This window comes from Cerasibacillus sp., from assembly GCF_036516575.1.
In the GTDB taxonomy this organism is placed as follows: domain Bacteria; phylum Bacillota; class Bacilli; order Bacillales; family Amphibacillaceae; genus Cerasibacillus.
In genome coordinates this window covers 1-22,560 of the sequence record NZ_DATBTY010000063.1, presented here as the reverse complement: position 1 = coordinate 22,560, position 22,560 = coordinate 1, and the positions used below count along the sequence as shown (strand labels likewise).

27 protein-coding genes and 1 rRNA gene are annotated in these 22,560 nt (G+C 35.6%); 15 read left to right on the top strand and 13 right to left on the bottom strand.

The features are described 5' to 3' along the window. From VIG73_RS10890 to VIG73_RS10875, 4 genes are all read left to right on the top strand, one after another. A partial coding sequence (locus tag VIG73_RS10890) for an ATP-dependent Clp protease ATP-binding subunit (RefSeq protein ID WP_331641856.1) occupies nucleotides 1–1,675 on the top strand: 1,675 nt, incomplete at its 5' end. Between the two features lie 605 nt (nucleotides 1,676–2,280). Then, complete coding sequence (locus VIG73_RS10885; protein ID WP_331641853.1) at nucleotides 2,281–2,646, top strand: GntR family transcriptional regulator; 366 nt, start codon at nucleotides 2,281–2,283, stop codon at nucleotides 2,644–2,646. Then, nucleotides 2,647–3,504, top strand: a complete 858-nt coding sequence (locus VIG73_RS10880; protein WP_331641851.1) for an ABC transporter ATP-binding protein — start codon at nucleotides 2,647–2,649, stop codon at nucleotides 3,502–3,504. 1 nt (nucleotide 3,505) lies between these two features. Then, nucleotides 3,506–4,201 carry a hypothetical protein gene (locus VIG73_RS10875; protein ID WP_331641849.1) on the top strand — a complete coding sequence of 232 codons (696 nt, stop codon included), beginning with the start codon at nucleotides 3,506–3,508 and terminating at the stop codon, nucleotides 4,199–4,201. A gap of 26 nt (nucleotides 4,202–4,227) precedes the next feature. Here the strand turns inward: VIG73_RS10875 and VIG73_RS10870 are convergent, their stop codons facing one another. The 8 genes from VIG73_RS10870 to VIG73_RS10835 form a co-directional block, all read right to left on the bottom strand. Continuing rightward, nucleotides 4,228–5,007 carry an ABC transporter permease gene (locus VIG73_RS10870; protein WP_331641847.1) on the bottom strand — a complete coding sequence of 260 codons (780 nt, stop codon included), beginning with the start codon at nucleotides 5,005–5,007 and terminating at the stop codon, nucleotides 4,228–4,230. Then, the gene (locus VIG73_RS10865; RefSeq protein ID WP_331641845.1) at nucleotides 5,004–5,912 is read right to left on the bottom strand and encodes an ABC transporter ATP-binding protein; all 909 of its coding nucleotides are present in this window, start codon (nucleotides 5,910–5,912) and stop codon (nucleotides 5,004–5,006) included. The genes VIG73_RS10870 and VIG73_RS10865 overlap by 4 nt, the downstream gene beginning before the upstream one ends. Continuing rightward, the gene (locus tag VIG73_RS10860) at nucleotides 5,913–6,116 is read right to left on the bottom strand and encodes a PLD nuclease N-terminal domain-containing protein (RefSeq protein WP_331641843.1); all 204 of its coding nucleotides are present in this window, start codon (nucleotides 6,114–6,116) and stop codon (nucleotides 5,913–5,915) included. 25 nt (nucleotides 6,117–6,141) lie between these two features. Further along, entirely contained in the window at nucleotides 6,142–7,257 is a 1,116-nt protein-coding gene (locus VIG73_RS10855; RefSeq protein WP_331641841.1) for a DUF1648 domain-containing protein, read from the bottom strand. Next, complete coding sequence (locus VIG73_RS10850; RefSeq protein WP_331641839.1) at nucleotides 7,254–7,652, bottom strand: GntR family transcriptional regulator; 399 nt, start codon at nucleotides 7,650–7,652, stop codon at nucleotides 7,254–7,256. The genes VIG73_RS10855 and VIG73_RS10850 overlap by 4 nt, the downstream gene beginning before the upstream one ends. A 142-nt stretch (nucleotides 7,653–7,794) precedes the next feature. Next, nucleotides 7,795–8,109: a multidrug efflux SMR transporter gene (locus tag VIG73_RS10845; protein WP_331641837.1), complete on the bottom strand. Its 315-nt coding sequence runs from the start codon at nucleotides 8,107–8,109 to the stop codon at nucleotides 7,795–7,797. A gap of 3 nt (nucleotides 8,110–8,112) precedes the next feature. Beyond that, complete coding sequence (locus VIG73_RS10840; RefSeq protein ID WP_331641835.1) at nucleotides 8,113–8,460, bottom strand: multidrug efflux SMR transporter; 348 nt, start codon at nucleotides 8,458–8,460, stop codon at nucleotides 8,113–8,115. 176 nt (nucleotides 8,461–8,636) lie between these two features. Next, complete coding sequence (locus tag VIG73_RS10835; protein ID WP_331641833.1) at nucleotides 8,637–9,053, bottom strand: helix-turn-helix domain-containing protein; 417 nt, start codon at nucleotides 9,051–9,053, stop codon at nucleotides 8,637–8,639. Between the two features lie 140 nt (nucleotides 9,054–9,193). On the opposite strand from VIG73_RS10835, the gene VIG73_RS10830 reads away from it, so the two are divergent. Then, nucleotides 9,194–9,472: a hypothetical protein gene (locus VIG73_RS10830; protein WP_331641831.1), complete on the top strand. Its 279-nt coding sequence runs from the start codon at nucleotides 9,194–9,196 to the stop codon at nucleotides 9,470–9,472. 329 nt (nucleotides 9,473–9,801) lie between these two features. Here VIG73_RS10830 and VIG73_RS10825 read toward each other — a convergent pair whose 3' ends face one another. Together VIG73_RS10825 and VIG73_RS10820 are read right to left on the bottom strand one after the other, a co-directional pair. After that, nucleotides 9,802–10,356: a GNAT family N-acetyltransferase gene (locus VIG73_RS10825; RefSeq protein WP_331641830.1), complete on the bottom strand. Its 555-nt coding sequence runs from the start codon at nucleotides 10,354–10,356 to the stop codon at nucleotides 9,802–9,804. Between the two features lie 588 nt (nucleotides 10,357–10,944). Continuing rightward, nucleotides 10,945–11,835, bottom strand: coding sequence for a TIGR01777 family oxidoreductase (locus VIG73_RS10820; protein WP_331641829.1), 891 nt, complete (start codon nucleotides 11,833–11,835; stop codon nucleotides 10,945–10,947). Nucleotides 11,836–11,931: 96 nt separating this feature from the next. Between VIG73_RS10820 and recX the strand changes: the two genes are divergently transcribed. Further along, a complete protein-coding gene (recX, locus tag VIG73_RS10815; protein WP_331641827.1) occupies nucleotides 11,932–12,753 on the top strand; it encodes a recombination regulator RecX in 822 nt (273 codons plus the stop codon). A 72-nt stretch (nucleotides 12,754–12,825) separates the two neighbouring features. Further along, complete coding sequence (locus VIG73_RS10810) at nucleotides 12,826–13,170, top strand: YfhH family protein (RefSeq protein WP_331641825.1); 345 nt, start codon at nucleotides 12,826–12,828, stop codon at nucleotides 13,168–13,170. Between the two features lie 35 nt (nucleotides 13,171–13,205). On the opposite strand, the gene VIG73_RS10805 is transcribed toward VIG73_RS10810, so the two are convergent. Beyond that, nucleotides 13,206–14,192, bottom strand: coding sequence for a metal-dependent hydrolase (locus VIG73_RS10805; protein ID WP_331641823.1), 987 nt, complete (start codon nucleotides 14,190–14,192; stop codon nucleotides 13,206–13,208). Between the two features lie 117 nt (nucleotides 14,193–14,309). Between VIG73_RS10805 and mutY the strand changes: the two genes are divergently transcribed. The 4 genes from mutY (at nucleotide 14,310) to VIG73_RS10785 (ending at nucleotide 18,224) form a co-directional block, all read left to right on the top strand. Beyond that, the gene (gene mutY, locus VIG73_RS10800; protein WP_331641821.1) at nucleotides 14,310–15,377 is read left to right on the top strand and encodes an A/G-specific adenine glycosylase; all 1,068 of its coding nucleotides are present in this window, start codon (nucleotides 14,310–14,312) and stop codon (nucleotides 15,375–15,377) included. Nucleotides 15,378–15,461: 84 nt separating this feature from the next. Further along, nucleotides 15,462–15,641 carry a gamma-type small acid-soluble spore protein gene (locus VIG73_RS10795; RefSeq protein WP_331641819.1) on the top strand — a complete coding sequence of 60 codons (180 nt, stop codon included), beginning with the start codon at nucleotides 15,462–15,464 and terminating at the stop codon, nucleotides 15,639–15,641. 162 nt (nucleotides 15,642–15,803) lie between these two features. Beyond that, nucleotides 15,804–16,331, top strand: a complete 528-nt coding sequence (locus VIG73_RS10790) for a DUF402 domain-containing protein (protein ID WP_331641817.1) — start codon at nucleotides 15,804–15,806, stop codon at nucleotides 16,329–16,331. A 117-nt stretch (nucleotides 16,332–16,448) separates the two neighbouring features. Beyond that, complete coding sequence (locus VIG73_RS10785) at nucleotides 16,449–18,224, top strand: ABC transporter ATP-binding protein (protein ID WP_331641815.1); 1,776 nt, start codon at nucleotides 16,449–16,451, stop codon at nucleotides 18,222–18,224. A 35-nt stretch (nucleotides 18,225–18,259) separates the two neighbouring features. Here VIG73_RS10785 and VIG73_RS10780 read toward each other — a convergent pair whose 3' ends face one another. Next, nucleotides 18,260–19,135, bottom strand: a complete 876-nt coding sequence (locus VIG73_RS10780) for a DUF1002 domain-containing protein (RefSeq protein WP_331641813.1) — start codon at nucleotides 19,133–19,135, stop codon at nucleotides 18,260–18,262. Between the two features lie 230 nt (nucleotides 19,136–19,365). On the opposite strand from VIG73_RS10780, the gene bcp reads away from it, so the two are divergent. The 3 genes from bcp (at nucleotide 19,366) to perR (ending at nucleotide 21,521) form a co-directional block, all read left to right on the top strand. Next, complete coding sequence (gene bcp / locus VIG73_RS10775; RefSeq protein WP_331641810.1) at nucleotides 19,366–19,836, top strand: thioredoxin-dependent thiol peroxidase; 471 nt, start codon at nucleotides 19,366–19,368, stop codon at nucleotides 19,834–19,836. Between the two features lie 121 nt (nucleotides 19,837–19,957). Next, a complete protein-coding gene (locus VIG73_RS10770) occupies nucleotides 19,958–20,905 on the top strand; it encodes a D-2-hydroxyacid dehydrogenase (protein WP_331641808.1) in 948 nt (315 codons plus the stop codon). A gap of 166 nt (nucleotides 20,906–21,071) precedes the next feature. Beyond that, on the top strand, nucleotides 21,072–21,521 hold the full coding sequence (perR, locus tag VIG73_RS10765) for a peroxide-responsive transcriptional repressor PerR (RefSeq protein ID WP_414648404.1): 450 nt from the start codon (nucleotides 21,072–21,074) through the stop codon (nucleotides 21,519–21,521). A gap of 56 nt (nucleotides 21,522–21,577) precedes the next feature. On the opposite strand, the gene VIG73_RS10760 is transcribed toward perR, so the two are convergent. Continuing rightward, nucleotides 21,578–21,979: a YgzB family protein gene (locus VIG73_RS10760; protein ID WP_414648403.1), complete on the bottom strand. Its 402-nt coding sequence runs from the start codon at nucleotides 21,977–21,979 to the stop codon at nucleotides 21,578–21,580. A 504-nt stretch (nucleotides 21,980–22,483) separates the two neighbouring features. Between VIG73_RS10760 and VIG73_RS10755 the strand changes: the two genes are divergently transcribed. Next, nucleotides 22,484–22,560, top strand: a 16S ribosomal RNA gene (locus VIG73_RS10755); the annotation flags it as partial.

Genomic DNA, 22,560 nt, shown 5'->3' with positions numbered 1-22,560 from the left:
TGCTAAGTTGATGAATAAAGAGGTTTACTTACTTGATGTTGCTTCTTTAGTTGCAAACACAGGAGTTCGTGGACAGTTTGAAGAACGTATGAAACAACTTATCCAAGAACTGCAATCTCGAAAAGATGTTATCCTGTTTGTCGATGAAATTCATCTTTTAGTCGGTGCAGGTACCGCAGAAGGTTCACAAATGGATGCAGGCAATATTCTGAAACCAGCTCTTGCTCGTGGAGAAATGCAATTAATCGGTGCCACAACATTAAAAGAATACCGTCAGATTGAAAAAGATGCAGCTCTTGAACGACGTTTCCAACCGATTATTGTAGAGGAACCAACGATTGACGAATCGATTCAAATATTAAATGGTATTAAAGATCGTTATGAAGCCTTCCATGAAGTCCGTTACTCAGATGAAGCGATTCGTGCTTTTGTTACATTGTCAAATCGTTACATCCAAGATCGTTTTCTACCAGACAAAGCGATTGATTTAATGGATGAAGTCGGTTCTCGATTGAATCTTGAAAACGCTGGTAAAGATTCTGGTCAAATTGAAAATCGATTAAGCGAAATTAAGAAGGAAAAAGAAGCAGCAGCTGAGCGTGAAGATTATGAACGTGCTGCTCATCTCAGATATCAAGAAATTCAATTAGAAAAACAACTTGAAAAAGCAAAAGGAAAAGAACAAGTCATTGATGTTGATATTTCTGATATCCAACTGCTTGTAGAGGAAAAAACAGGTATTCCAGTCACGAAATTACAAGCAGATGAACAAGAACAAATGAAAGAACTGGCAACCAATTTAAGTAAGAAAGTCATTGGTCAAGATAAAGCAGTAGAGAAAATCGCTAAAGCAATCCGTCGCAGTCGTGCTGGATTAAAAGCGAAGGATCGTCCAACTGGCTCATTCTTATTTGTTGGTCCGACTGGTGTAGGAAAAACAGAATTAACGAAAGTGCTTGCTGAAGAGTTGTTCGGATCACGTGATGCGATGATTCGTCTAGATATGAGTGAATATATGGAGAAACACTCTGTTTCTAAAATTATCGGTTCACCTCCAGGTTATGTAGGCCATGAAGAAGCAGGACAATTAACTGAACAGGTGCGCCGTAATCCATATTCAATTATCTTATTAGACGAAATCGAAAAAGCTCATTCAGATGTTCAAAACATGTTCTTACAAATTATGGAAGACGGTCACTTAACTGATTCACAAGGCCGTACGGTTAGCTTTAAGGATACCATAATAATTATGACAAGCAATGCTGGTACAGGTGTAAAAGAGATCAATGTCGGATTTAACAATAATGGACATGAATCCATTTCAACACTTGAAAGTTTAAGTGGTTACTTTAAACCGGAATTCTTAAACCGTTTTGATTCCATCATTGAATTTAATGTACTTGAAGAAGACCATCTTGTACAGATTGTTGATTTGATGCTTGATGAACTACAAGAAAGAATCGAAGACCAAAACATTCAATTTACGGTTACGGCTGAAGCGAAGAAAAAACTTGCACAACTTGGTTATGACAAACGCTTCGGTGCAAGACCACTTCGTCGAGTCATCCAAGATAAAATTGAAGATCCATTAACAGATTTAATACTTGAATATGGTACGATTGAAAATGTCAGTATTGATGTTGAAAATGATGAAATCCAAGTACAAAGAGCATAAGAATTGAAAAAGAACGTCCAATAAGTCAGTTTGGCTTTTGGACGTTCTATTTTTATCTAATTATTTAAAGGTAACTCCCATCGTGAGAGCGAACTTATACCACATTGCCTCCCCCAATGCATGGTAATTTCCATTGCAAGAGCAGACTTATATCGCATTGGCCCATTCAATGCATGGTAACTCCCAGCGTGAGTGGGAACTTATACCACATTGCCCCCTCCAATGCAAGGTAATTCCCAGCGTAAGTACGGACTTAAATCGCATTACCTCCCCCAATGGAAGGTAATTCTCATTGCGAGAGCAGACTTATATCGCATTGCCCTCTCCAATGTTTAATAACTACGCTGTCAGTCACAGACTTGTAAACTATTAAATAACCCAATACATCGTAGTTCAGCCCTCACCTTACACAACTTCAGGTCTCATAATCTCATCGAAATAACAATACGTGAAAATATGCTATAACAACAGGTAAAATAAATTCGCCTTCCTAAATCATTTTATTAAGATTCTTCCAACCAATTTTCACATTATATATTGACAAACAGCTTATTTAGTTATATGGTTAGTTACATAAGTAATGAACCATATAACAAGGTGATAAAATGAAACATAGTTTAGACGATAGTAAACCGATTTATTTGCAAATAAAGGAACAATTAGAAGATGCAATCGTCGAAAAGAGGTTACAGACAGGGGACAGAGTGCCTTCAACGAATGAGTTTGCCTCGTTTTATAAAATTAATCCAGCCACAGCAGCGAAGGGAATTAATGAGCTCGTACAGGAGGATATTTTATTTAAAAGAAGAGGTGTAGGTATGTTTGTTAAAGAAGATGCCAGACAAAAATTAGTTGCTAATAGAAAAAAAACCTTTTATGAAAACTATATTTTGCCTTTAAAAAATGAGGCAGAAATATTAGACATCAGTGAAGAAGAATTATTCCATATGTTGAAAGGGGAGAATTTATAGATGAGAATTGAAGTAAAAAACTTAACGAAACAGTATAAGGGTAAAAGAGCATTGAATAATATCACATTTACGCTCGAGGGTCCTAAAATATATGGCCTATTAGGAAGAAATGGAGCCGGCAAAACGACATTTATGGATATTTTATCTGGTCATATTTTAGCAACAAGTGGAGAAATCCAGATAAACGGTGAAAATCCATTTGATAATCGTAAACTCACTGAATCTATTTGTTTAATTCAAGAAGGGAACAACTTTAAGAAAGAATTAAGAGTTGGGCAAGTCTTACGAATGTATGCTTATTTTTATCCGAAATGGGATTATGAACTAGCTGAAGAGTTAAGGGAACTATACCATTTAAAACAAAATACAAAAGTTAAACATTTATCAAAAGGGATGGAATCTGCTCTTGGAATTATCGTTGGTTTAGCAAGTAATGCACCGATTACGATTTTTGATGAACCGTATATTGGCTTAGATGCCGCAGCACGGAAAACATTTTATGACATTTTATTAGAGCAATATGAACAGGAAAAACGGATAATTATCTTTTCAACGCATCTTATTGATGAAGTGAGCTTATTATTTGAGGAAGTTTTAATTATGCAAGATGGAGAAGTGATTTTAAAAGAGGAAACCGATCATTTGCGCCGTCATGCTTGTGCCGTTTCTGGATATAACAAAGAAGTGAAAACTTTTATTGCTGATAAAGAGATCATTAAGACAAGAACACTAGGACAGATGATGACGGCTTATGTTTATGGTGATAGCGAAGAAGCGAAACAACAAGGTCTTCATGTCGAAGGGGTACCGATTCAAGACTTAATGATTTATTTAACAGAAGGAGAAAGGGGAGCTTAAAATGGAAAGACAAATGAAGGGGCTATTTTACTTTTATACGATGAATATAAAATTTAGTATGACTGTCTTTTGGAGTATTTTATTAGGTACAACAATTGTCTCCATACTCTTATCCATGATGATTGTCAATCCAACCTATTCCATGTATTTTAGCTTTTCAATTATGGTCTATATTTATAGCGCTATCATCGGCTTTCATTCTGTTAAGGATGTACTCCCATATGCTGTTAAGGTTGGGGCTACAAGAAAAAATATCTTTCTTAGCATGGGCATCTATTTTCTTGGATTAGCATTATCGCAAGCACTCATACTTTCTGTGACACATCGAATCATAACAAGTGCGATTAAATATTTGGATATCCAAACATATGTTTTACTAGATCTAGCATCATGGTTAATTGATGATTCATGGTTGAATCAGATTCTTATTCATACCGCTATTATATTCTTGCTTATGATCGTGATGTATATCATCGGCCTCCTCTTTTATAAGTATGGTTTAGTCGGTGGAGGAATCGTTATGGGGATGACTGTTTTATTCATGCTAGTTGGTATTGCAACTGGTTGGTTATCTGATCTTTTTAATAGCATACTATCAATCATTGACAGGATGTTTTTCATAGAAATGATTGGTGTGACAATCGTCATTTACACACTCACTTGGTTACTAGTGAGAAAACTAACGCTCGTAAGATAAGTAAAAGAATCGCAGAAAACTATAGGTTATTCTGCGATTTTTCTTGATTTAAAGACAATGACAGAGATAATTAATAATAATATAGTAGCAGCAATCGTTATGATTGCACTCGCCATTAAATCTGAAGTGATTTCATTTGTTAGCAGCATTTCCCCAATATGTTGGGATAACTGACTAGGACTCCAGTTAAAATATTTCCCTAATACACTTGTTAATAAATTTAAAACCATCACAATCACGATTGTTAAGAAGAGGATGAGCCCTTGATTTTTAACCATTGTATTAAAAAAGATAGACAAACTAATGATAAACATAAACCATAAGCCATAAAAGGCAAACACTTTTAACAAATCAATAAAAGCTAAATCACCAAATAGGAGATTCGTATAGTACCAAGAGCCAATGAGACCGATAAAAAGTGAAGCTAAGCTAATAAGGACAAAACTCGCCCATTTAGCAGTGACATAATTGGAGTAATTCACTGGTTTTACCAAAATGATTTCAGATACGCCACTTCTTATTTCACCAGAAATCGTTTGCATGGACATTAAGATGATGACTAATACACCCAATGTACTCAATTGTGATAAACTCATCATGATTGATTCGGCGGGACTTGGTGTCGGCATTTCAAAGATAGCCCCCTCTGGAAGATTACCGACTGCATCTAATATCTCGGGCATATAATAAGTTGTAATCGGGTCCATAATTGATAATACTAAAATGACGAGTGGAACCCATACCCACTTAAAATTCCGCCAATTCTCAAGCATTTCTTTTTGAAAAATTGTATACCACTGTCTCATTTTGTCACCACCCTCATAAACAAATCTTCCAACGTCGAATGATTCATAGTCAATTGTGTAATCGGCCATAATTCAAGAGCGGCTTTCTGTATGACTTCATCACGTGCTTGATCAACATCTGTGACAGAAACATGAAGTACATCCCGTTTATTGATGACATTTGTAACAGAAGGTAGTTCTAATAATTTCTGTTCATACATGGCAATATCTCCAGTAAACTGTAGTTCAATCATGGCGGTTTGATACTTTTTGCGTAATTCATTAATTGAACCAGATTCAAGTAAATGGCCATTTTTTAATAAAAGTAATTCATCGCTAATTTCATCGGCATCCGATAAAATATGCGTAGAAAATAAAATCGTCATGTTCTCCTTCAGCTCTTCCATTAAGGTTAATACATCGCGGCGTCCAATCGGGTCTAATGAAGATACTGGTTCGTCAAGCATAAGAAGTTTTGGCTGATGAATAATCGCTTGAGCAATGCCTAGCCGTTGTTTCATACCACCCGAATACGTATGAATCCGTTTATGACGCGCTTCATATATGCCCGTTTTCTTTAGTAAAAGGTCGGCTTTTTCCTGTGATTCCTTTTTTGAAAGAGAATGAAGTTGCCCACTATAAATTAAAAATTCTCGTCCCGTCATCCATGAATGAAAAGTAGGATATTGGGGCAGATAGCCGATTTCTTTTCGAATATCTTGATTCGGTTTATAACCAGAAAAAGTAATCGACCCTGTGCTCGGAGCTAATAAACCAGCAAGCATTCTTAAAATCGTTGTTTTTCCTGCTCCATTTGGACCAAGAAGCGCGATACATTTGCCTTTTGTTAATTCAAAGTGAATGTTATTAACAGCGGTGTGCTCACCGTATGTTTTTGTTAAATCACTAACAGTTAATAATGTCATTTAGTCATCACGCCTTCCAAAGATAAAGTAGAGAATAGGACCGAGTGTCGTTACGAAAATAATGATAAGTAACCATAGCCATTTTGGACCATTTGTCACCTCTCTTTTGGACCAATCAACAAGCGCAATGACCATTAAGATAAGCTGAATCACAATGAGCGGTGCAATAATACCCCAATTAATTTGATTTAAGACATCTAACATCTTGTTACCCCCTAATAATATATTTTTATTTAATAACCAAAATTAAGATAATCGGCAGTAAAATAATAACAATAACGATTCCCCATGAGAAGGGATGCCCCCAATTATTCGTCCAACCAATACCAAACCTTTTTTCAATAAAAATACTAGGGTCTTTTCGATTAAAATAAAAGACACCAAATTTCCAGTAGTTATCATCATCTCGGTTAATAACATCACCATCTTCAAGTGTTACTTTTCCTGTATTTCCATTTTTTAATCGGCTTCCACCTTGCCCAGTCGTGAAGGAAAGAACGAGGGCCCAAATGATGACTATCGCAACAAAAATAATAAGCATCATAGCAACAAATTGTTGATTAATAGGAACAATTAAAGCAAATTGTAAGAGGGTAAATAGAACAATCAGTCCTGTTCCAATCACAATCGTAAACAATGACCATCTTCTTCTAAAAATGATGTTTCGTTGTAAAGACTCTTCTGGTTCTGCACTGTCTATTTGTTGCTTTGCATTTTTAATAACGGTATTCAAGAATAGAAACAATAGTGTCATATAGATCTGCAAAATTGGTAAAAACAGTGCTGAACGATATGACTTTGGTACGGTTGCTAATACATCACCATTAAAGTGGTAACGAGTTGGTATATCGTTAGGAAGGTAGTCATAACCAATCAAAGTGACAACGATTGTAATAAAAGAAATGATAAAAGATGGAATGAACCATTTATTTGAATAGATTAGTTTCTGGTTTCGAAATGACGTGTCAATCGTTACAATATTTGATTTTGTTTGCCACTCAGGACGTGCTTCCTTAAGTTCACGCATTTTTTGATAAAAAGGTAGGTATATAAAAGCACTTCCAACGATATAGAGAATGATGAGCATTGGATAAAGAATTCCAGCTGTTAATTCATCTCCAACAAAGGAGGCTACGAGGAAAGCTATTGCTACAAATAATGCAAAGATACTAGAAATCAATGCATAATTCCTTCTCATTTGTCGAATGTCAGGATGATCATATGCATTTCTTGGAATCGTTACTCCGAAACTTACGGTTTTTCGAGTCCAAAAAGGAATACAAATAATAGCAATAAAAATTGGTATCATGGTTAAAAATAATGTCATGCTAAGCGTTAATTTCATGACGATGAATCCCCTTTCTTATTAAATGATTGATATATTTCTTGACATAACGTTGTTAATTGATGTTCGTCAATTCCGCGACATTTTGCTTCAGCAATCATTGGCCTTAGAGCTTTCGAAAGCTCCATCCAGTAAAAATCATCCGCTTGTGGCACACCGTCTGGATGAATCAGTGCTCCTTTTTGTCTTTGAATAACAAGAAAACCTTCATGCTCTAATTGTTTGTATGCTTTATTAACTGTATGCAAATTGATTCCGATGTCTTGAGCTAAAGAACGAACGGATGGTAAAGCATCACCAGGTTTCAACCTGTTTGAAGCAATACCTTCGACAATTTGATTTCTTAGTTGTGTATACAGTGGATCTTTTGACTCCATATCGAGTTGAATCAACATTTAAGTCATCCTTTTCAGCTTCGTTATATCTGTTATACACATAATATAACAGTCATACAAAAAATGCAACAGAAAATAAAAAAGAGGCTGTTGTCAGCCTCACGTTAAGTACTGTATGTATTTGTGTTTATTATAATATCCTTTATTCTAAGATTTTCAATCCAACAGCTCCCGTAATAATAAAGAATAAGAAGATAATCCGCTTCCAATCAGCTGATTCACGAAAAAATAGGATACCCATTAATACAGCACCTGCCGCGCCTACCCCTGTCCAGACAGCATATGCTGTTCCAAGCGGAATGCCATTCATGGCTAAACGTAAAAATACAAAACCAAAACTAAACGTCACAACGATAAGGAGAAGGCGGAGCCATGTCTTCTTTTGTAAGTAGAGATTAATACATGCTACCCCAAATATCTCGCCAAAACTTGCTATGACTAAATATATCCAATACATTCCTTATTCAGCTCCTGTTATACGTTTTCGTTTCGTATCTTTTTCATCGGTAGTTAACTTGATTCCGATGACACCAACAATAATGAGCGCAATAAAGAACAACTGATAAAACGAAAATGAAGCATCGAAAAATATGATATCTATACAAACAATAGCTGCTGCTCCTGATCCAGTAAACACAGCATAGACCGTACCCGATGGGAGATCTTCACAGGCTTTAATAATAAAGTAGAAGCTCAAAATAATCGCAACTATTGTTCCACTCCAATGAAGGAGATTTTCTGAGAATCTTAGTCCGAGCACCCAGACGACTTCAATAATGGCAGCAAACAAAACATATATCCAACCCATCTTATAACCACCTCTAGGAGATAAACTATGGACTTTTATTGTATCTTAAATATCGTAAATTAACACGATAATCGCTCTAATTATAGGATTACTTGTATTTTTAATGGTCGAATATATGAATCTAAATCGAATGTGATTAACGTATCTAAAATAAAAAAACCAGACATCTGTCTGATTTATACATGCTCTAATTCATCGATTAGATCAGCGATAAGCCGATGAATCGAAATTTGTTTTTGGATAGGTAATTTTTTTAAACGAATAATTTGTTCTTTAAATTCAGGGTGTGTCATGATGTACCCAATCAGTTCCGCAACCTCATCATCAAAGGACTGGGTATTTGATCCGTATACACGTTTAAATTCTTTAAGTAATTGATTATGAAATGTGTCTGTACCGACGAGATGATCGAGTGTAATGCCAAATATATGACTTAATTTCACTAATGAACGAATATCAGGTGTTCCGACATTTGTTTCCCATTTAGTAATGGTTGATCTTGAGACATGCATTTTATCTGCTAATGTTTGTTGAGACCAATTTTGTTGCTCTCTTAATAATTTGATATTATGTGCTATTTGCTCTACTGTCATTTTATATCACACTCTGATATGTATTATTCGGTAATGGACATTATATTACATGGTAACATGTGGTAATCCTATTCTTTGTTCTTAATGCGAACATATGTTAAAATGTAACTAATTAGAACGGAAAGGGGTAGAAATATGTTATGATTGGTTGCCTTGTTTTATACCATCCAACGATTACAGTTTTAACAAAATCTAAAATACTCCGGATGATGTTTCACACGTTTGATTTTTCGATTCAGGTAGGCGGTAAGCAGACAGTCACTATCTTTATAAAAGATATAGAAAAGGAAAACATTTGGCAAGCGGCAGCTCTGTTTGGATCAACAAATATTCTAACAGGATATGGATTTGGTACGAGCAATATAGAAGCAGAAAAAGAGGCGTGGCATATCATATTAAAATTAATTGAGGAAAGTTGATAACACATATCCACAGAGTTATGCACAAATACGGTTGGAATAAAGTTATATAAAACAATTTACTTAATAATCCATCCACATTATCCACAGGGGGAAAATGTCTTGTAACAAGCAAAATGTGGATAATCTGAAGAATTCTTATTCCTTTTTTGCTCACAATATAAAAACAGAGTTCTAAGATACTTAAACTCATCACCTAAAACTCTGCTTTTCATCTATTAACTTCTAATTTCCACAAATGTTAGCATCCTCTTTTAGATATTTTCCAAATGTGATTGTCGTTTTGCTGGACACAAGTCCCCATTTTAATACTTTCTTATCTACATAACTTAAGTGGCAGTCACTTGTGAATGGCTTAGTTGTGTCATTTGCTGATAGGAGAGATAACTCTCTTTATGAATGACGAATAAGTCATACATATATCCGGATTCGGCATTTATTTGTTCATATAGGACTGGGTACAGCAAATTAGCTTTCTCAACATAAGATAACTTTTGAACAGCACGTAATGAACGAGCATTTGTGTTGCGCACCTTCAAGAGTATTTTTTGGATATATGTTTCATTAAATAACTCATTAAAAAACTGTGTTTTAGCAAGTCCGTTATACCCTTTACCAAAATAAGGTCGACCGACCCAGGTTGCTAGAAAACCGTAATCTTCCGCAATATCAAATAAGTTAATGGTCCCAATCGGTTGGTAATGTTCATCAAGAATGGTCCTCGAAATTAATTCACCCCTTTCTTCTGCTTCAATTGTTTGTTTTGTGATGAAATAAAATTCATCAGATGTTGTTGCCTTCTGTCTCACATAAGGGAAAACCTCCGGATGAGACATTAACTCAAATAATACTGGTACTTCGTGAAGATCACGTTTTTTCAGCATAAAAAAACCCTCCCTTATTTTTAGCGGGTGGGTTGCATACTTATTGTAGGGATACTGCAGGCAATCCCACACCGCGAATTTTTATTAAACTTCAAACAAAAATTCGGGGTAGGAATCGAACCTACTAGAACCAGTAAAAACTGGTGGCGCACCATTTGCCTTCCCTCTGAACAAACGACCTTGACGTCCGTCTGCAAAATGTTCTCATCGAATTATATAATTTTAGGTTAATCAGCGTCTCTGTAAAACCTCTTTTCTGCTTCCTATTTTACAACGTTTCAAACAAAAAGGGAATCCTTTTTTTAAAAAAATAATGTACAAAAAATGAATGATGATAAACATGCGCACTGAGTCGCGTTGAGAACTTCAATGTTATATAAGTCGCTGCTTCGATTAAAAGTTCTATCACATTGGAGTGTTCCATAAGAATCGGACAAAGATGCAAGGATGTTTTGCACCCTGAAAATTTTAGTTTAGTTCTGTTACAGGACGCAAAGGAAGTTATTTAAAAGACAAATCGAAACCAAACTCCACCTTTTAAAAAAAGAACCCACTCCAGTAGCGTAAGAAGTGGGTCATTATTGTCTTTTATTTTTTCAAGACATCATACAAAGTCTCCTCCAAATGTGGATAAGAAAACTGAAAGTGATGCTCCATTGCTTTTTTAGGAAGAACGTATTGGCCTTCTAATATTAGAAAACTCATCTTACCGGTGGCTGCACGAAATAAAAAAGCTGGTGTGTGCAACCAATACGGACGTTTTAAAACATCTGCTAATTTTTTCATAAAATCTTTATGTCGAACCGGATTTGGTGCTGTTACATTAATCGGACCTCGGATGTCTTCATTATTTATAATGTGTAATATGAGACGTGCAGCATCATCGATATGAATCCACGATATCCATTGTTGACCTTTCCCGATATTTCCTCCAACACCGAATTTCACTGGGAGAACCATGAGCGGTAGGGCGCCTTCATTTCCCAGGACAATCCCAAATCGTGCGAGGACGGTACGGATACCGAGCGCTTCCGCTTGTTGAGCGGTTTGTTCCCACTCTTTAACAACATCTGCTAAAAAATCATTGCCAGATTCAGTTGTATTTTCTGTAAACATATGATCATTTGACGTGCCATAATAACCGACAGCAGAGCCGTTTATAAGTAGTTTTGGAGGCTCATCTAATTGTTTGATTAATTCGATGAGCCATTCGGTCGTTTCAATCCGGCTGTTTAAAATCTTTTCTTGTTTTTTCTTTGTCCAATAACCGAATAATGATTCACCAGCTAAATTAATCATAACATCAATCTTAGGTAATTGTTGAATTGCGTCCTCATATGACAGATATGTTGCTAGAGAATGATTATGATATTGATATGGTGTTCTTGTTAAAACATACGTGTGATGTTCTTCTTTATGCAGGTGTTTCATAAGCTGGGTTCCGATGAAACCTGTGCCACCAGTCAATAAAATATTCAATTGAAACCCCTCCAATTTAACAATTCAAGACATCGTTATTATTCTTATCATAACACATCCATGTTATGATAAATAGAAGAAGGAAAGGGAGATAAAATGTTTAAAATTTCGCGTATTTCCGTCCAAAAAAATAACACGTCCCGTTATAATATTTTCCTTACAGATGGTAAAAAGGAAACGTATGGTTTTAGTGTTGATGAAGATATTCTCGTTTCACACCGTTTACATAAAGGACAAGAATTAGACGAAACGACAGTTGCTAGTCTAAAAAAACAAGATAATCTATCTAAGTCATATCAACTTGCCATTCATTATCTAAGTTATCGTATGCGAACAACGAAAGAAATAGAAGATTATCTCAATAAGAAGGAAGTCAACTTTGAACATATTGCACCAGTTATCAATCGATTAAAGCAAGAAGGGTTACTTAATGATCTGATGTTTGCTGAAAGTTATGTGCGAACAAAAATGAAAACAAGTACGAAGGGTCCGCTTCTATTAAAAAAAGAACTGATTCAGAAAGGGATAACTGAAGCAGAGGCCGAGGAGGCGCTTAAAGAGTATCCGAAAGAAATTCAAACAAATCATGCATTCAAATGGGCACAAAAATCATTCGCTCGATCGGGTAAGCGATCGTATAAGATGGAATTAAACCGAATTAAAGCGGGCTTAATGCGAAAAGGTTTTCCCCAACATATAATCAATGAGGCGATGATGCTTTTATCTGAAGAGCAAGATAAAGAAAGTGAATGGGATGCCTTAGTTTATCAAGGTGAAAAATTATGGAAAAAACATGAGAGAAAATTTAGTGGATATGAATTGAAAAATAAAGTGAAAGAAGGGTTATATCGAAAAGGGTTTTCTTTCGACATGATTCAACAATTCGTTGATACGTATGAAAATCACGATGAACCATAATAGAATAAAATTCATTTCGATTGTTCAATTGAATGATTCACTTTAAAATATAGTGGAAGGGAGATGCAAATAATGAAACCGTCGAAAGTAAGATATAGCGATTACACTGTTGAACAATTGCGAGAAATGGTCGGTGAATTAAAAGAAAAACTGCAAAAGGCAGAGCAGTTTGGTAATATAAGTGAAGTGCAAATTCTTGAGCGCAAAATGCAAGTAGCTCTAGCGTATATGATGAATCCAGATGACTATAAACCAAATGAAGTATATGAAATGAATGGAGACCCGGGGCATCATTTTCGAGTTGATTATATCGATGGTGTCTTCGCCTGGGGTAAACGGATCAATCTATTAGGCGAAGAATATGAAGAACAAGAAGCGGTTCCCATTTCGCTTTTAGGTAAGAGAATAACCGAATAATAAAAGCAGCAGAACGAAATCTGCTGCTTTAAAATCTATAATAATGAATCGCCAATATAAAGTTTTCTTTGTAATTTATACTCTGAGAATATCCAACCTGTATATGAACTGATAATTTCCATACCCTCATTTATTTGCACAACAGCAACAAAAGGATAGTACGATTTAGAACGGTATCTCAAATCAATAAAACGAACTTCCGTATAATCTTCTACTTCATTGATTTCCCAGCGATAGACTGGTGAAAATGATAAGAAGGCAGAGATATTTTTATCCTTCCTAGCAATATCCATAAGTGTTGAATCAGGTAATGGAATTTTCGCAAATTCATCAACAATTTCAATGTGACCATCGATGACAGAACCGACGTAAAAGCGGTCCGTTGTCGTAACGGCAACCCGCCATTCATTATGTTTAATGGTCGGTGATGTAACGACGTCTATCGTATCAGGTAAATGCTCTTTAATAATATTTACGATTTCACGCTTATCCATATATCGCTTGATATAATAGAGAAAAAGTATGGTATAGATAATCAGCCATGTATAGCTGGGATTGGCACCTAGGATCCAGGCGATAATCCCAACGATATGCAAACCAAAGATATACGGATCGAACGTATTAATAAAACCAAAAGCTATCCATTTTTTAGAGATGGGTCGTAACGCTTGTGTACCATATGCATTGAACAAATCAACAAATACGTGTATACATACGGCTAAAAACGTCCAAAACCATAAATGCAAAAAGGATACTTCGGGTACAAATGCATAAATAGCGGAACTAACGAGCACACCCCATAATAAAATCGCAGGAAGTGAATGCGATACACCACGATGGTGGCGAATATATGTTGCGTTGTTACGTAACTTTAACACCGTATCGAAATCTGGAGCATGTGAACCGATGACTGTGCCAGCAAAAACGGCATGAAATAGAGCGGGATCGTTTTGTACAGCGGGGTCAAATGTCGATAACCCGGCTAATGCAACGCCCATGACAATATGGGTGCCTGTATCCATTTATGTGATTTCCTCCTCAAAGTTGACAGAATAATTTTGGTGAATAAAATAATTAGGAAACATAGACATAAAAATGTTTTTCTTATAGTACTATTGTATCACAAAGGATGACGAACTATGATAGAAAAGCTTCTAGATGGGTTTGAGACTACTCGATTTCAGCACGATTTAATAGAGTGGTATGAAAACAATAAACGAGACCTCCCATGGCGTAAAAATCAAGATCCATACAAAATTTGGGTATCAGAAATTATGCTACAACAAACACAAGTTGATACGGTTATTCCGTATTTTCAGCGTTTTATAAAGCAATTCCCAACACCACAAGCACTTGCTCTAGCAGAAGAACAAGATGTGTTAAAGGCATGGGAGGGATTAGGGTATTATTCCCGAGCGCGCAATCTCCATACAGCGGTTAAAGAGGTTGTTGCTCGGTATAATGGTCGTGTACCAAATGATAGCAAGCAATTATTAAAATTAAAAGGAATCGGTCCATATACGAAAGGTGCCATTATGTCGATTGCCTTTAATGAACCATATCCAGCCGTAGATGGAAATGTGATGCGTGTTTTTTCACGTGTTTTAAAAATAGAAGATGATATTGCCCAAGCGAAAACAAGGCGCTTATTTGAACGTGTCGTCGCTAAAATCATATCAACTGAAAATCCGTCGGCCTTTAATCAAGGGATTATGGATTTAGGCGCGACAATTTGTACACCGAAATCACCACAATGCTTATTATGTCCCGTGCAATCACATTGTCGCGCGTTTTCAGAAGGAATAGAGGAATGGCTTCCAGTAAAATCAAAAGCAAAAAAACAAAAGCGCATCCCATACATATCATTATTAATCCAGGATAAACAGGGACATGTTGTGATTGAGAAAAGACCGAATGAAGGCTTACTAGCTAACCTCTGGCAATTTCCAATGGTGCCCATTAAGGAAATTGAAATCAAACATTTAGAAAACTATATATCCAGTGAATACGGATTAAATATTCGCCTAGGAAATAAACAGGGGCAATTACGCCATGTCTTCTCGCATATTATCTGGGATATAGAGGTTTTTCACGCTACAACAACAGATAAAGTGACCGACAAACGGTTAAAGCAGATACCAAAAGACGCATTAGATACTTATCCTTTTCCTGTCCCGCACCAAAAAATGATGTCACATTTGTCTTAAAGATATACCACCTTTTCACTTCACTAAAAATGATGGATAACATTTTCTAAAATGGACAAATTAGAACATGTGGAGGTGAAAAGGATGGCTAACAACAATCAAAAGAAGTCGAAAGCTGGTACAAATGTACAAAAAGTGAAGCAACAAAACCAACAAGCAGCACAAGGACAAGGACAAGGAAATTTTGGTACTGAATTTGCCTCTGAAACAGATGCACAGAGTGTAAAACAGAAAAACCAAAAGTCACAACAAAACAAACAATAGTAAGTATGATACGTCTCCCCCAATTGTAACAATAAAGGGCTTTCTACCCACCAGAAAGCCCTTTTTCTATGGAAATATATTGATAAGTCGTCCAAGTAGCAGAAAAAAATATATTTCGTTATGATATGATAAACACCAAACGGTAAGGAAGGATGACCCATCATGATCATTCCGAAAATCGGTTCATGGGTAGAAATACAAAGTTATAAACACAATGGCACCTTACACCGCGTTTGGGATGAGACATTCATTTTACAAGCGACAAAACGTTTCATCATCGGTGTCAATGATAAAACAAAAGTAACAGAAAGTGATGGTCAAACATGGATGACAAAAGAACCGGCTGTATGTTATTTTCATTCGCACTATTGGTTTAATGTAATCGGTACTGTTAGAGAAGATGGTGCACATTATTACTGTAATATGAGCTCGCCGATTCTTTATGAACAAGGTGCATTAAAATATATCGATTATGATCTCGACCTTAAAGTATTTCCAGATATGACGATTGAACTGCTTGATGAAGATGAGTATACGCTCCATAAAAAGCAAATGAACTATCCAGAAGCAATTGATTGTATCCTATATGAGCAAATTGATGTATTAAGAAAGTTTATTTATCAAAAGAAAGGTCCATTTGTACCCGATTTTCTTGACTATTGGTATGAACGGTTCTTGACATATCGTTAAAACAAGTCATTTCATGATATAATGAGGGTATATATTCTAAAAAACAATTTCCTTGTTACATCTAATTGTAGCAAGGCTTTTCTATTGTAAATATAGAGTGGGGGAAGGATAATTTAAATGAATAGTGTAAAACAATATATGCAATTCGTTAAACCGTACAAAGGGCGAATTTTTTGGACGATTATCATTGGGATCATTAAATTCGCTATTCCGCTTTTATTGCCACTGATATTAAAATATGTCATTGATGATATCATTGGGGCTGAAGCTTTAAGTCATGCTGATAAGTTGAGTCGTCTAGCATGGGTGATGGGATCGGCCTTTGTTATATTTCTTGTGTTGCGTCCACCAGTGGAATTTGCCCGACAATATTTAGCACAATGGGTAGGAAATCGGATTTTATTTGATATTCGTGATAAATTGTTTGACCATATCCAGCGTCTAAGTTTGTCGTTTTATTCTCGAACAAAAACTGGCGAAATCATTTCCCGGGTAATAAACGATGTCGAACAAACGAAGAATTTTGTCGTAACAGGTTTGATGAATGTCTGGCTTGATCTCATTACGATTTTAATTGCTATTATAATCATGTTAAATATGAATGTAAGTCTAACCATTGTTGCAATCGCACTCTTTCCTTTGTATGGCTTTGCTGTTAAATACTTTTTCTCGAAACTTAGAAAATCTACACGTGAGCGTTCACAAGCATTAGCTGAAGTTCAAGGGCATTTACATGAGCGTGTTCAAGGCATTTCAGTGACACGTAGCTTTGCTTTAGAAGATTACGAGCAAGAACAGTTTGCTGAACGCAACAAACATTTTTGGCGAAAATCGATGAGCCAAATTAATTGGAATGCAAGAACCTTTGCTATTACGAATACGATTACCGATTTAGCCCCACTATTAGTCATCGCTTTTGCGAGTTATCAAGTTATTTCTGGGGATTTAACCCTTGGAACAATGGTGGCTTTTGTTGGCTTTATGGACCGTGTCTATAATCCATTACGTCGACTAATTAACTCATCAACTGTTCTAACCCAATCCATTGCTTCTATTGATCGAGTACATGAACTTTTAAATGAACCATATGATATTGTGGATAAAGAAAATGCACAACCATTGAATGAGGTTAATGGTGAGATTCGATTTGATAATGTCCGTTTTCACTATGAGTCTGAAGAGCAAGAAGTTTTAAGAGGGATTAATCTTGATGTGAAAGCTGGAGAAACAATTGCGCTCGTTGGGATGAGTGGTGGTGGAAAGTCGACGATTGTTAGTTTGATTCCACGATTTTATGATGTGACAGACGGTGCTATACGTATAGATGGTCAAGACATTCGTGATGTTCAAGTACGCACGTTAAGAGATAAAATTGGTATGGTTTTACAAGATAATATATTATTTAGTGAGTCGATTGCGATGAATATCCGGATGGGAAATCCCGACGCGACAGATGAGGAAGTTATCGCTGCTGCAAAAGCCGCTAATGCTCATGAGTTTATTATGGACCTTCCACAAGGGTATGATACATTAGTCGGAGAAAGAGGGGTTAAGCTATCTGGTGGTCAAAGACAACGGGTCGCCATTGCACGTGTCTTTTTGAAAAATCCACCGATACTTATTTTTGATGAAGCGACATCGGCTCTTGATTTAGAGAGTGAGCATATGATTCAAGAAGCGATGGAGAAGTTAGCTTCAAATCGTACAACCTTCATCGTCGCACATCGCTTGGCTACTATTACACATGCAGATCGGATTGTCGTCGTTGAACATGGCGAAGTTGTTGAAGTTGGTTCACATGAACAGTTAATGGAAAAACGCGGCAGTTATTACGATTTATATCAAGTCCAAGATTTAGTAAAGGAATCCACGACAGAGGTTCATAACGCCTAACATAAAAAAAGCCCAGCAAATATGCTGGGCCTTCTTTATTTAGAAAAGACAGAAACAAACCAATCCCAAATGGCTTTAAAGAAATTGATAATTGCGTCGATGATTCCCTTACCTTCTTCACTAGATACAAAATCGTCCCATTTATCTTTAGCTGATTTCAATGTATCGTTTACTTTGTTCCAATCGATATTCAAATCTTTAATTTTCTTAAATAGTTCAACAAGCTTGTCAAGTAATTGATCATCTAATGTAATGCCTAAATCCTTAGCAACTTCTTGAATAATCGTGCGGATATCTTGGTCGGATGCTGGTTTTTCTTCGGAAATTCTTTCTTTAACTTTTCTAAAGAATTCCGTTGCATCCTCTTCATTAACACCATCCTTTACAAGGTCAGACGTTAATACCATCTCTTCGTTCGCAACTAATTTTTGGTCTTCATCAATCTTTTCGCCACTTTTTACTTCATAAGCTTTAATAATTCCAGTTAATGCACCTGTACCTGAAACTTGGAAAGGAGCGGAAATTTGAATTTTAGCATCCTCAATACCTGCTGTTGCGAGAGCATTGACATACATATCATTCGTTATATACGTAATGTTTTTTGTTTCAACGACGATCCCATCGCCTTTGTTTCCGATAGTGATTTTTGCTGACGAAATAGCATTCGATCCAATTTGACTAGCAGGGATAAACTCGCCTAAATATTTATGTTCTTCTTCGTTGGTTACATATACAATGTCAACATCATTTTCAGAAACACCAAATTCATTTAATATCTTTTGCTTATCACTTGCTGATAAATCCTCACCTAATGTGACAATTTCTTCCCCAGCAATTAAATCGGCTGATGCAGTCACGGGAAAAAGTAATAATGCTACGAGTAAGATGAGCCAGAATTGTCTTTTCTTCATTAACAAAACCTCTTTTCTTGTATCATAATGATACGTATTGAACAAGTAGCGATATATTCAATTTCATTTTATCATACCTTATTGTTCGAAAAAAATAAACGATTGTATAGGTGACGATATTAAACATTAAAAAAAGAAGCATGTCCATTTAAATTATCGATATGCCTTTTTTCTAGGAAATAGAACATGAATACGTTATGCTTTAATAAAAGAAGATGGAGGGATTCATGATGACAATTGAAGTAGGTAAACAAGCACCTGACTTTACTTTATTAAATCAAAATGAAGAGAAAGTTAGTCTATCACAATTTAAGGGGAAAAACATTATACTATATTTTTATCCAAAAGACATGACTCCAGGTTGTACAACCCAAGCATGTGATTTTAGAGATAACTTTAAACAATTTAGTGATAGCGATACAGTCATTATCGGTGTAAGTCCCGATCCGGTTGAACGCCATCAAAAGTTTATTGCTAAACACGATTTGCCATTTACTCTTTTAGCAGATGAAGATCATGAAGTTGCAGAGTTATACGGTGTTTGGAAACTTAAGAAAATGTTTGGGCGTGAATATTACGGTATTGAACGTTCAACCTTCATCATCGATAAAGAAGGTATATTACAAAAGGAATATCGCAAAGTTAGAGTGAAGAATCACGTCGAAGAATCATTACAATATGTTAAGGAACATTTATCATAACTTTTAATACGAAACAGCTCTTTGATGGGGCTGTTTTTTCAAACAGTTGTTCATTCAATGTAAACATGTAAGAATAGAAAATAGATAAGATTATATTTATGACAAAGGGAGATGAGGCAACATGATTTTAGTTACTGCAAAAATATCTGAAAAATATCATAAGGATCTAATACAGGCATTTCCAAATGAAACATTTACATTTTGTGATGATATATCTCAAGCAACAGATGAACTGCCTCAAGCTGAAATTATTGTTACATACGGGGAAGATTTAACAGACGAGCATATCGAAAAGGCTAGTCAACTTAAGTGGATTATGGTTTTATCTGCTGGGGTTGATCAATTACCACATCAAGCTATTAAGAAACATCATATATTAGTTACAAATGTTCGTGGGATTCATAAAATCCCGATGGCTGAATATGCTATAGCAATGTTACTACAAGTATATCGCCAAGCAAAAACATTAATAAAGCATCAAATGGAAGGAAAGTGGGAGCGCTCCATTAAAATGCAAGAAATAAGTGCCCGTACAATGGTTATATTGGGAACAGGAGCAATTGGACAAGAAGTTGCTCGATTAGCTAAAGCTTTTCATATAAAGACAATAGGTGTTTCAAGAAGTGGAAAACCAGTAGAGTTTTTTGATGAGACATACCAAACATCAGATCTGCATCAGCAATTACCAGATGCTGATTTCGTTGTATCCGTATTGCCAAGTACACCAGAGACTAAATATTTATTTACGGAAGAATCATTTCGCCTATTACCAAATCATGCTGTGTTTTTAAATATGGGACGCGGAGACATAGTGAAGAGTGATGTTCTCCTTCAAGCGATACAGAATAAAGAAATTGCTCATGCCGTGTTAGATGTATTTGAGGAAGAACCACTACCAGAAAACCATCCACTCTGGCAAGAGGAGAACATAACGATCACACCTCATTTATCAGGTATATCTCCACAGTATGTTCCACGTGCATTGAATATTTTTAAAGAAAATCTGAATAAATATCGTGGAAAGGAACAACCACTAATTAATGAGGTCGATGTGTCGCGAGGATATTAGGCATTTGTTTTCAGTAAAATATTTAGATTATAATATATTATTTGATTGTAATAATTATCACTTATAAACAATATCATTGACAGTTATGTGGTGTGTTAGGTAAACTATTTATAAGGATTACAATATAATAAATATAATTAGAAATAAATAAATGAAAGCGAGGTGCATGACGGTGGCGGAAAGTAAATTACAAGAATCGATAGCAACATTAAAAAAAGCTGGTGTACGTATTACACCACAACGTCATGCGGTGCTTGATTATTTGCTAAATTCAATGACACACCCAACTGCTGATGACATCTATAAAGCACTCGAAGATAAGTTTCCTAATATGAGTGTCGCAACTGTATACAACAATTTACGTGTATTAAAGGAAGTCGGGTTAGTTCGCGAATTGACATATGGTGATTCTTCAAGTCGATTCGATTGCAATACATCTGAACATTACCATATTATATGTGAGAAATGTAATAAAATTGAAGACTTCCATTATCCATCACTCGATGAAGTAGAGAAATTAGCTGCACAAGTAACGGGTTATGATGTCACACATCATCGGCTTGAGGTTTATGGAATTTGTAAAGAATGCCAACAACTTGAAAAAGAAGCGAAATAATCCCTATGAAAAAATCTCGATTGAATGAAACAGTTCAATCGAGATTTTTTTGAGTTCTATTGACGATTATTTTGTTGTTCTTTCATTTTTTCTTTTGTGTCTTTTAAGAAAGTACGTTTGTTATATCGTTCATCAAATTCCATACCTTCTAGATCTTTGTCAAGAGTAAGCGTTTGTTTACAATGCATACATGCATCAACACGGCCAAGCATTTTAGTCGGCTTTTCGCAAGTTGGACAAATAATCGGGACGGCTCGTAGTGACAACATACCAATCCATAGATAGACGACAACACTAAAAATAACACTTAAAATACCAAGTACAAAAAATGTGAGCATCAACCATTCCGTTTTTTTAAAGAGAAGACCGACATACATAAGAATGATTCCTGCGAAAATTAAAATTAAAGCAAAAGATCTAATTTTATTTATTTTACTCGAATAGACAAGCCTTGGCATAATACAAGTCCTCCTTAAAGCTCTACATATATATAGTAATTAATGTTCATTATATTACTTAACCTATATCGTACATCTAATAGTACCTTCATGTAAACAAATTTACTTTATGTCGTAATGTTATAGCTTAATTAGATATTTACAAGTAGTGTAATTCGTAAGTGAAATCGATTCGTCTCTTAAATAAAGAGTATATAATAGATATGTGCATATTTGTGATGTAAAAAGAAAAAAAGGTTGTTGACTTTCTGTTTTAATCGTGATAAAGTCTTATTTGTCGCCAAAATAAGCGAGTCAAAAACGAAGAAAAAAGTTTTTAAAAAACATATTGACTTAATCCGATAAAGTGTGTTATTATATAAGAGTCGCACTTTTGAGGCAATGAAACAATTGCACTTTGAAAACTGAACAGAACAACCAGTATGTCAAGAAAAACAACTTCGTTTTTCTTAAAGTAATTTTGCTAAGATAAACATTAAACGAATTTCGTTTAAATATAACTCTTTTTTGGAGAGTTTGATCTTGGCTCAGGACGAACGCTGGCGGCGTGCCTAATACATGCAAGTCGAGCGCGGGAAGCA

Coding starts and splice junctions, on each gene's coding strand:
- VIG73_RS10795 (WP_331641819.1), top strand. CDS start 15,462: ATGGCTAACAACAATCAAAAGAAGTCGAAAGCTGGTACAAATGTACAA.
- VIG73_RS10870 (WP_331641847.1), bottom strand. CDS start 5,007: ATGAGACAGTGGTATACAATTTTTCAAAAAGAAATGCTTGAGAATTGG.
- VIG73_RS10880 (WP_331641851.1), top strand. CDS start 2,647: ATGAGAATTGAAGTAAAAAACTTAACGAAACAGTATAAGGGTAAAAGA.
- VIG73_RS10860 (WP_331641843.1), bottom strand. CDS start 6,116: ATGTTAGATGTCTTAAATCAAATTAATTGGGGTATTATTGCACCGCTC.
- recX (WP_331641827.1), top strand. CDS start 11,932: ATGTTTAAAATTTCGCGTATTTCCGTCCAAAAAAATAACACGTCCCGT.
- VIG73_RS10790 (WP_331641817.1), top strand. CDS start 15,804: ATGATCATTCCGAAAATCGGTTCATGGGTAGAAATACAAAGTTATAAA.
- VIG73_RS10855 (WP_331641841.1), bottom strand. CDS start 7,257: ATGAAATTAACGCTTAGCATGACATTATTTTTAACCATGATACCAATT.
- VIG73_RS10885 (WP_331641853.1), top strand. CDS start 2,281: ATGAAACATAGTTTAGACGATAGTAAACCGATTTATTTGCAAATAAAG.
- VIG73_RS10780 (WP_331641813.1), bottom strand. CDS start 19,135: ATGAAGAAAAGACAATTCTGGCTCATCTTACTCGTAGCATTATTACTT.
- VIG73_RS10770 (WP_331641808.1), top strand. CDS start 19,958: ATGATTTTAGTTACTGCAAAAATATCTGAAAAATATCATAAGGATCTA.
- VIG73_RS10830 (WP_331641831.1), top strand. CDS start 9,194: ATGATTGGTTGCCTTGTTTTATACCATCCAACGATTACAGTTTTAACA.
- perR (WP_414648404.1), top strand. CDS start 21,072: ATGACGGTGGCGGAAAGTAAATTACAAGAATCGATAGCAACATTAAAA.
- VIG73_RS10810 (WP_331641825.1), top strand. CDS start 12,826: ATGAAACCGTCGAAAGTAAGATATAGCGATTACACTGTTGAACAATTG.
- VIG73_RS10835 (WP_331641833.1), bottom strand. CDS start 9,053: ATGACAGTAGAGCAAATAGCACATAATATCAAATTATTAAGAGAGCAA.
- VIG73_RS10825 (WP_331641830.1), bottom strand. CDS start 10,356: ATGCTGAAAAAACGTGATCTTCACGAAGTACCAGTATTATTTGAGTTA.
- mutY (WP_331641821.1), top strand. CDS start 14,310: ATGATAGAAAAGCTTCTAGATGGGTTTGAGACTACTCGATTTCAGCAC.
- VIG73_RS10845 (WP_331641837.1), bottom strand. CDS start 8,109: ATGTATTGGATATATTTAGTCATAGCAAGTTTTGGCGAGATATTTGGG.
- VIG73_RS10760 (WP_414648403.1), bottom strand. CDS start 21,979: ATGCCAAGGCTTGTCTATTCGAGTAAAATAAATAAAATTAGATCTTTT.
- VIG73_RS10850 (WP_331641839.1), bottom strand. CDS start 7,652: ATGTTGATTCAACTCGATATGGAGTCAAAAGATCCACTGTATACACAA.
- VIG73_RS10805 (WP_331641823.1), bottom strand. CDS start 14,192: ATGGATACAGGCACCCATATTGTCATGGGCGTTGCATTAGCCGGGTTA.
- VIG73_RS10785 (WP_331641815.1), top strand. CDS start 16,449: ATGAATAGTGTAAAACAATATATGCAATTCGTTAAACCGTACAAAGGG.
- VIG73_RS10865 (WP_331641845.1), bottom strand. CDS start 5,912: ATGACATTATTAACTGTTAGTGATTTAACAAAAACATACGGTGAGCAC.
- bcp (WP_331641810.1), top strand. CDS start 19,366: ATGACAATTGAAGTAGGTAAACAAGCACCTGACTTTACTTTATTAAAT.
- VIG73_RS10875 (WP_331641849.1), top strand. CDS start 3,506: ATGGAAAGACAAATGAAGGGGCTATTTTACTTTTATACGATGAATATA.
- VIG73_RS10840 (WP_331641835.1), bottom strand. CDS start 8,460: ATGGGTTGGATATATGTTTTGTTTGCTGCCATTATTGAAGTCGTCTGG.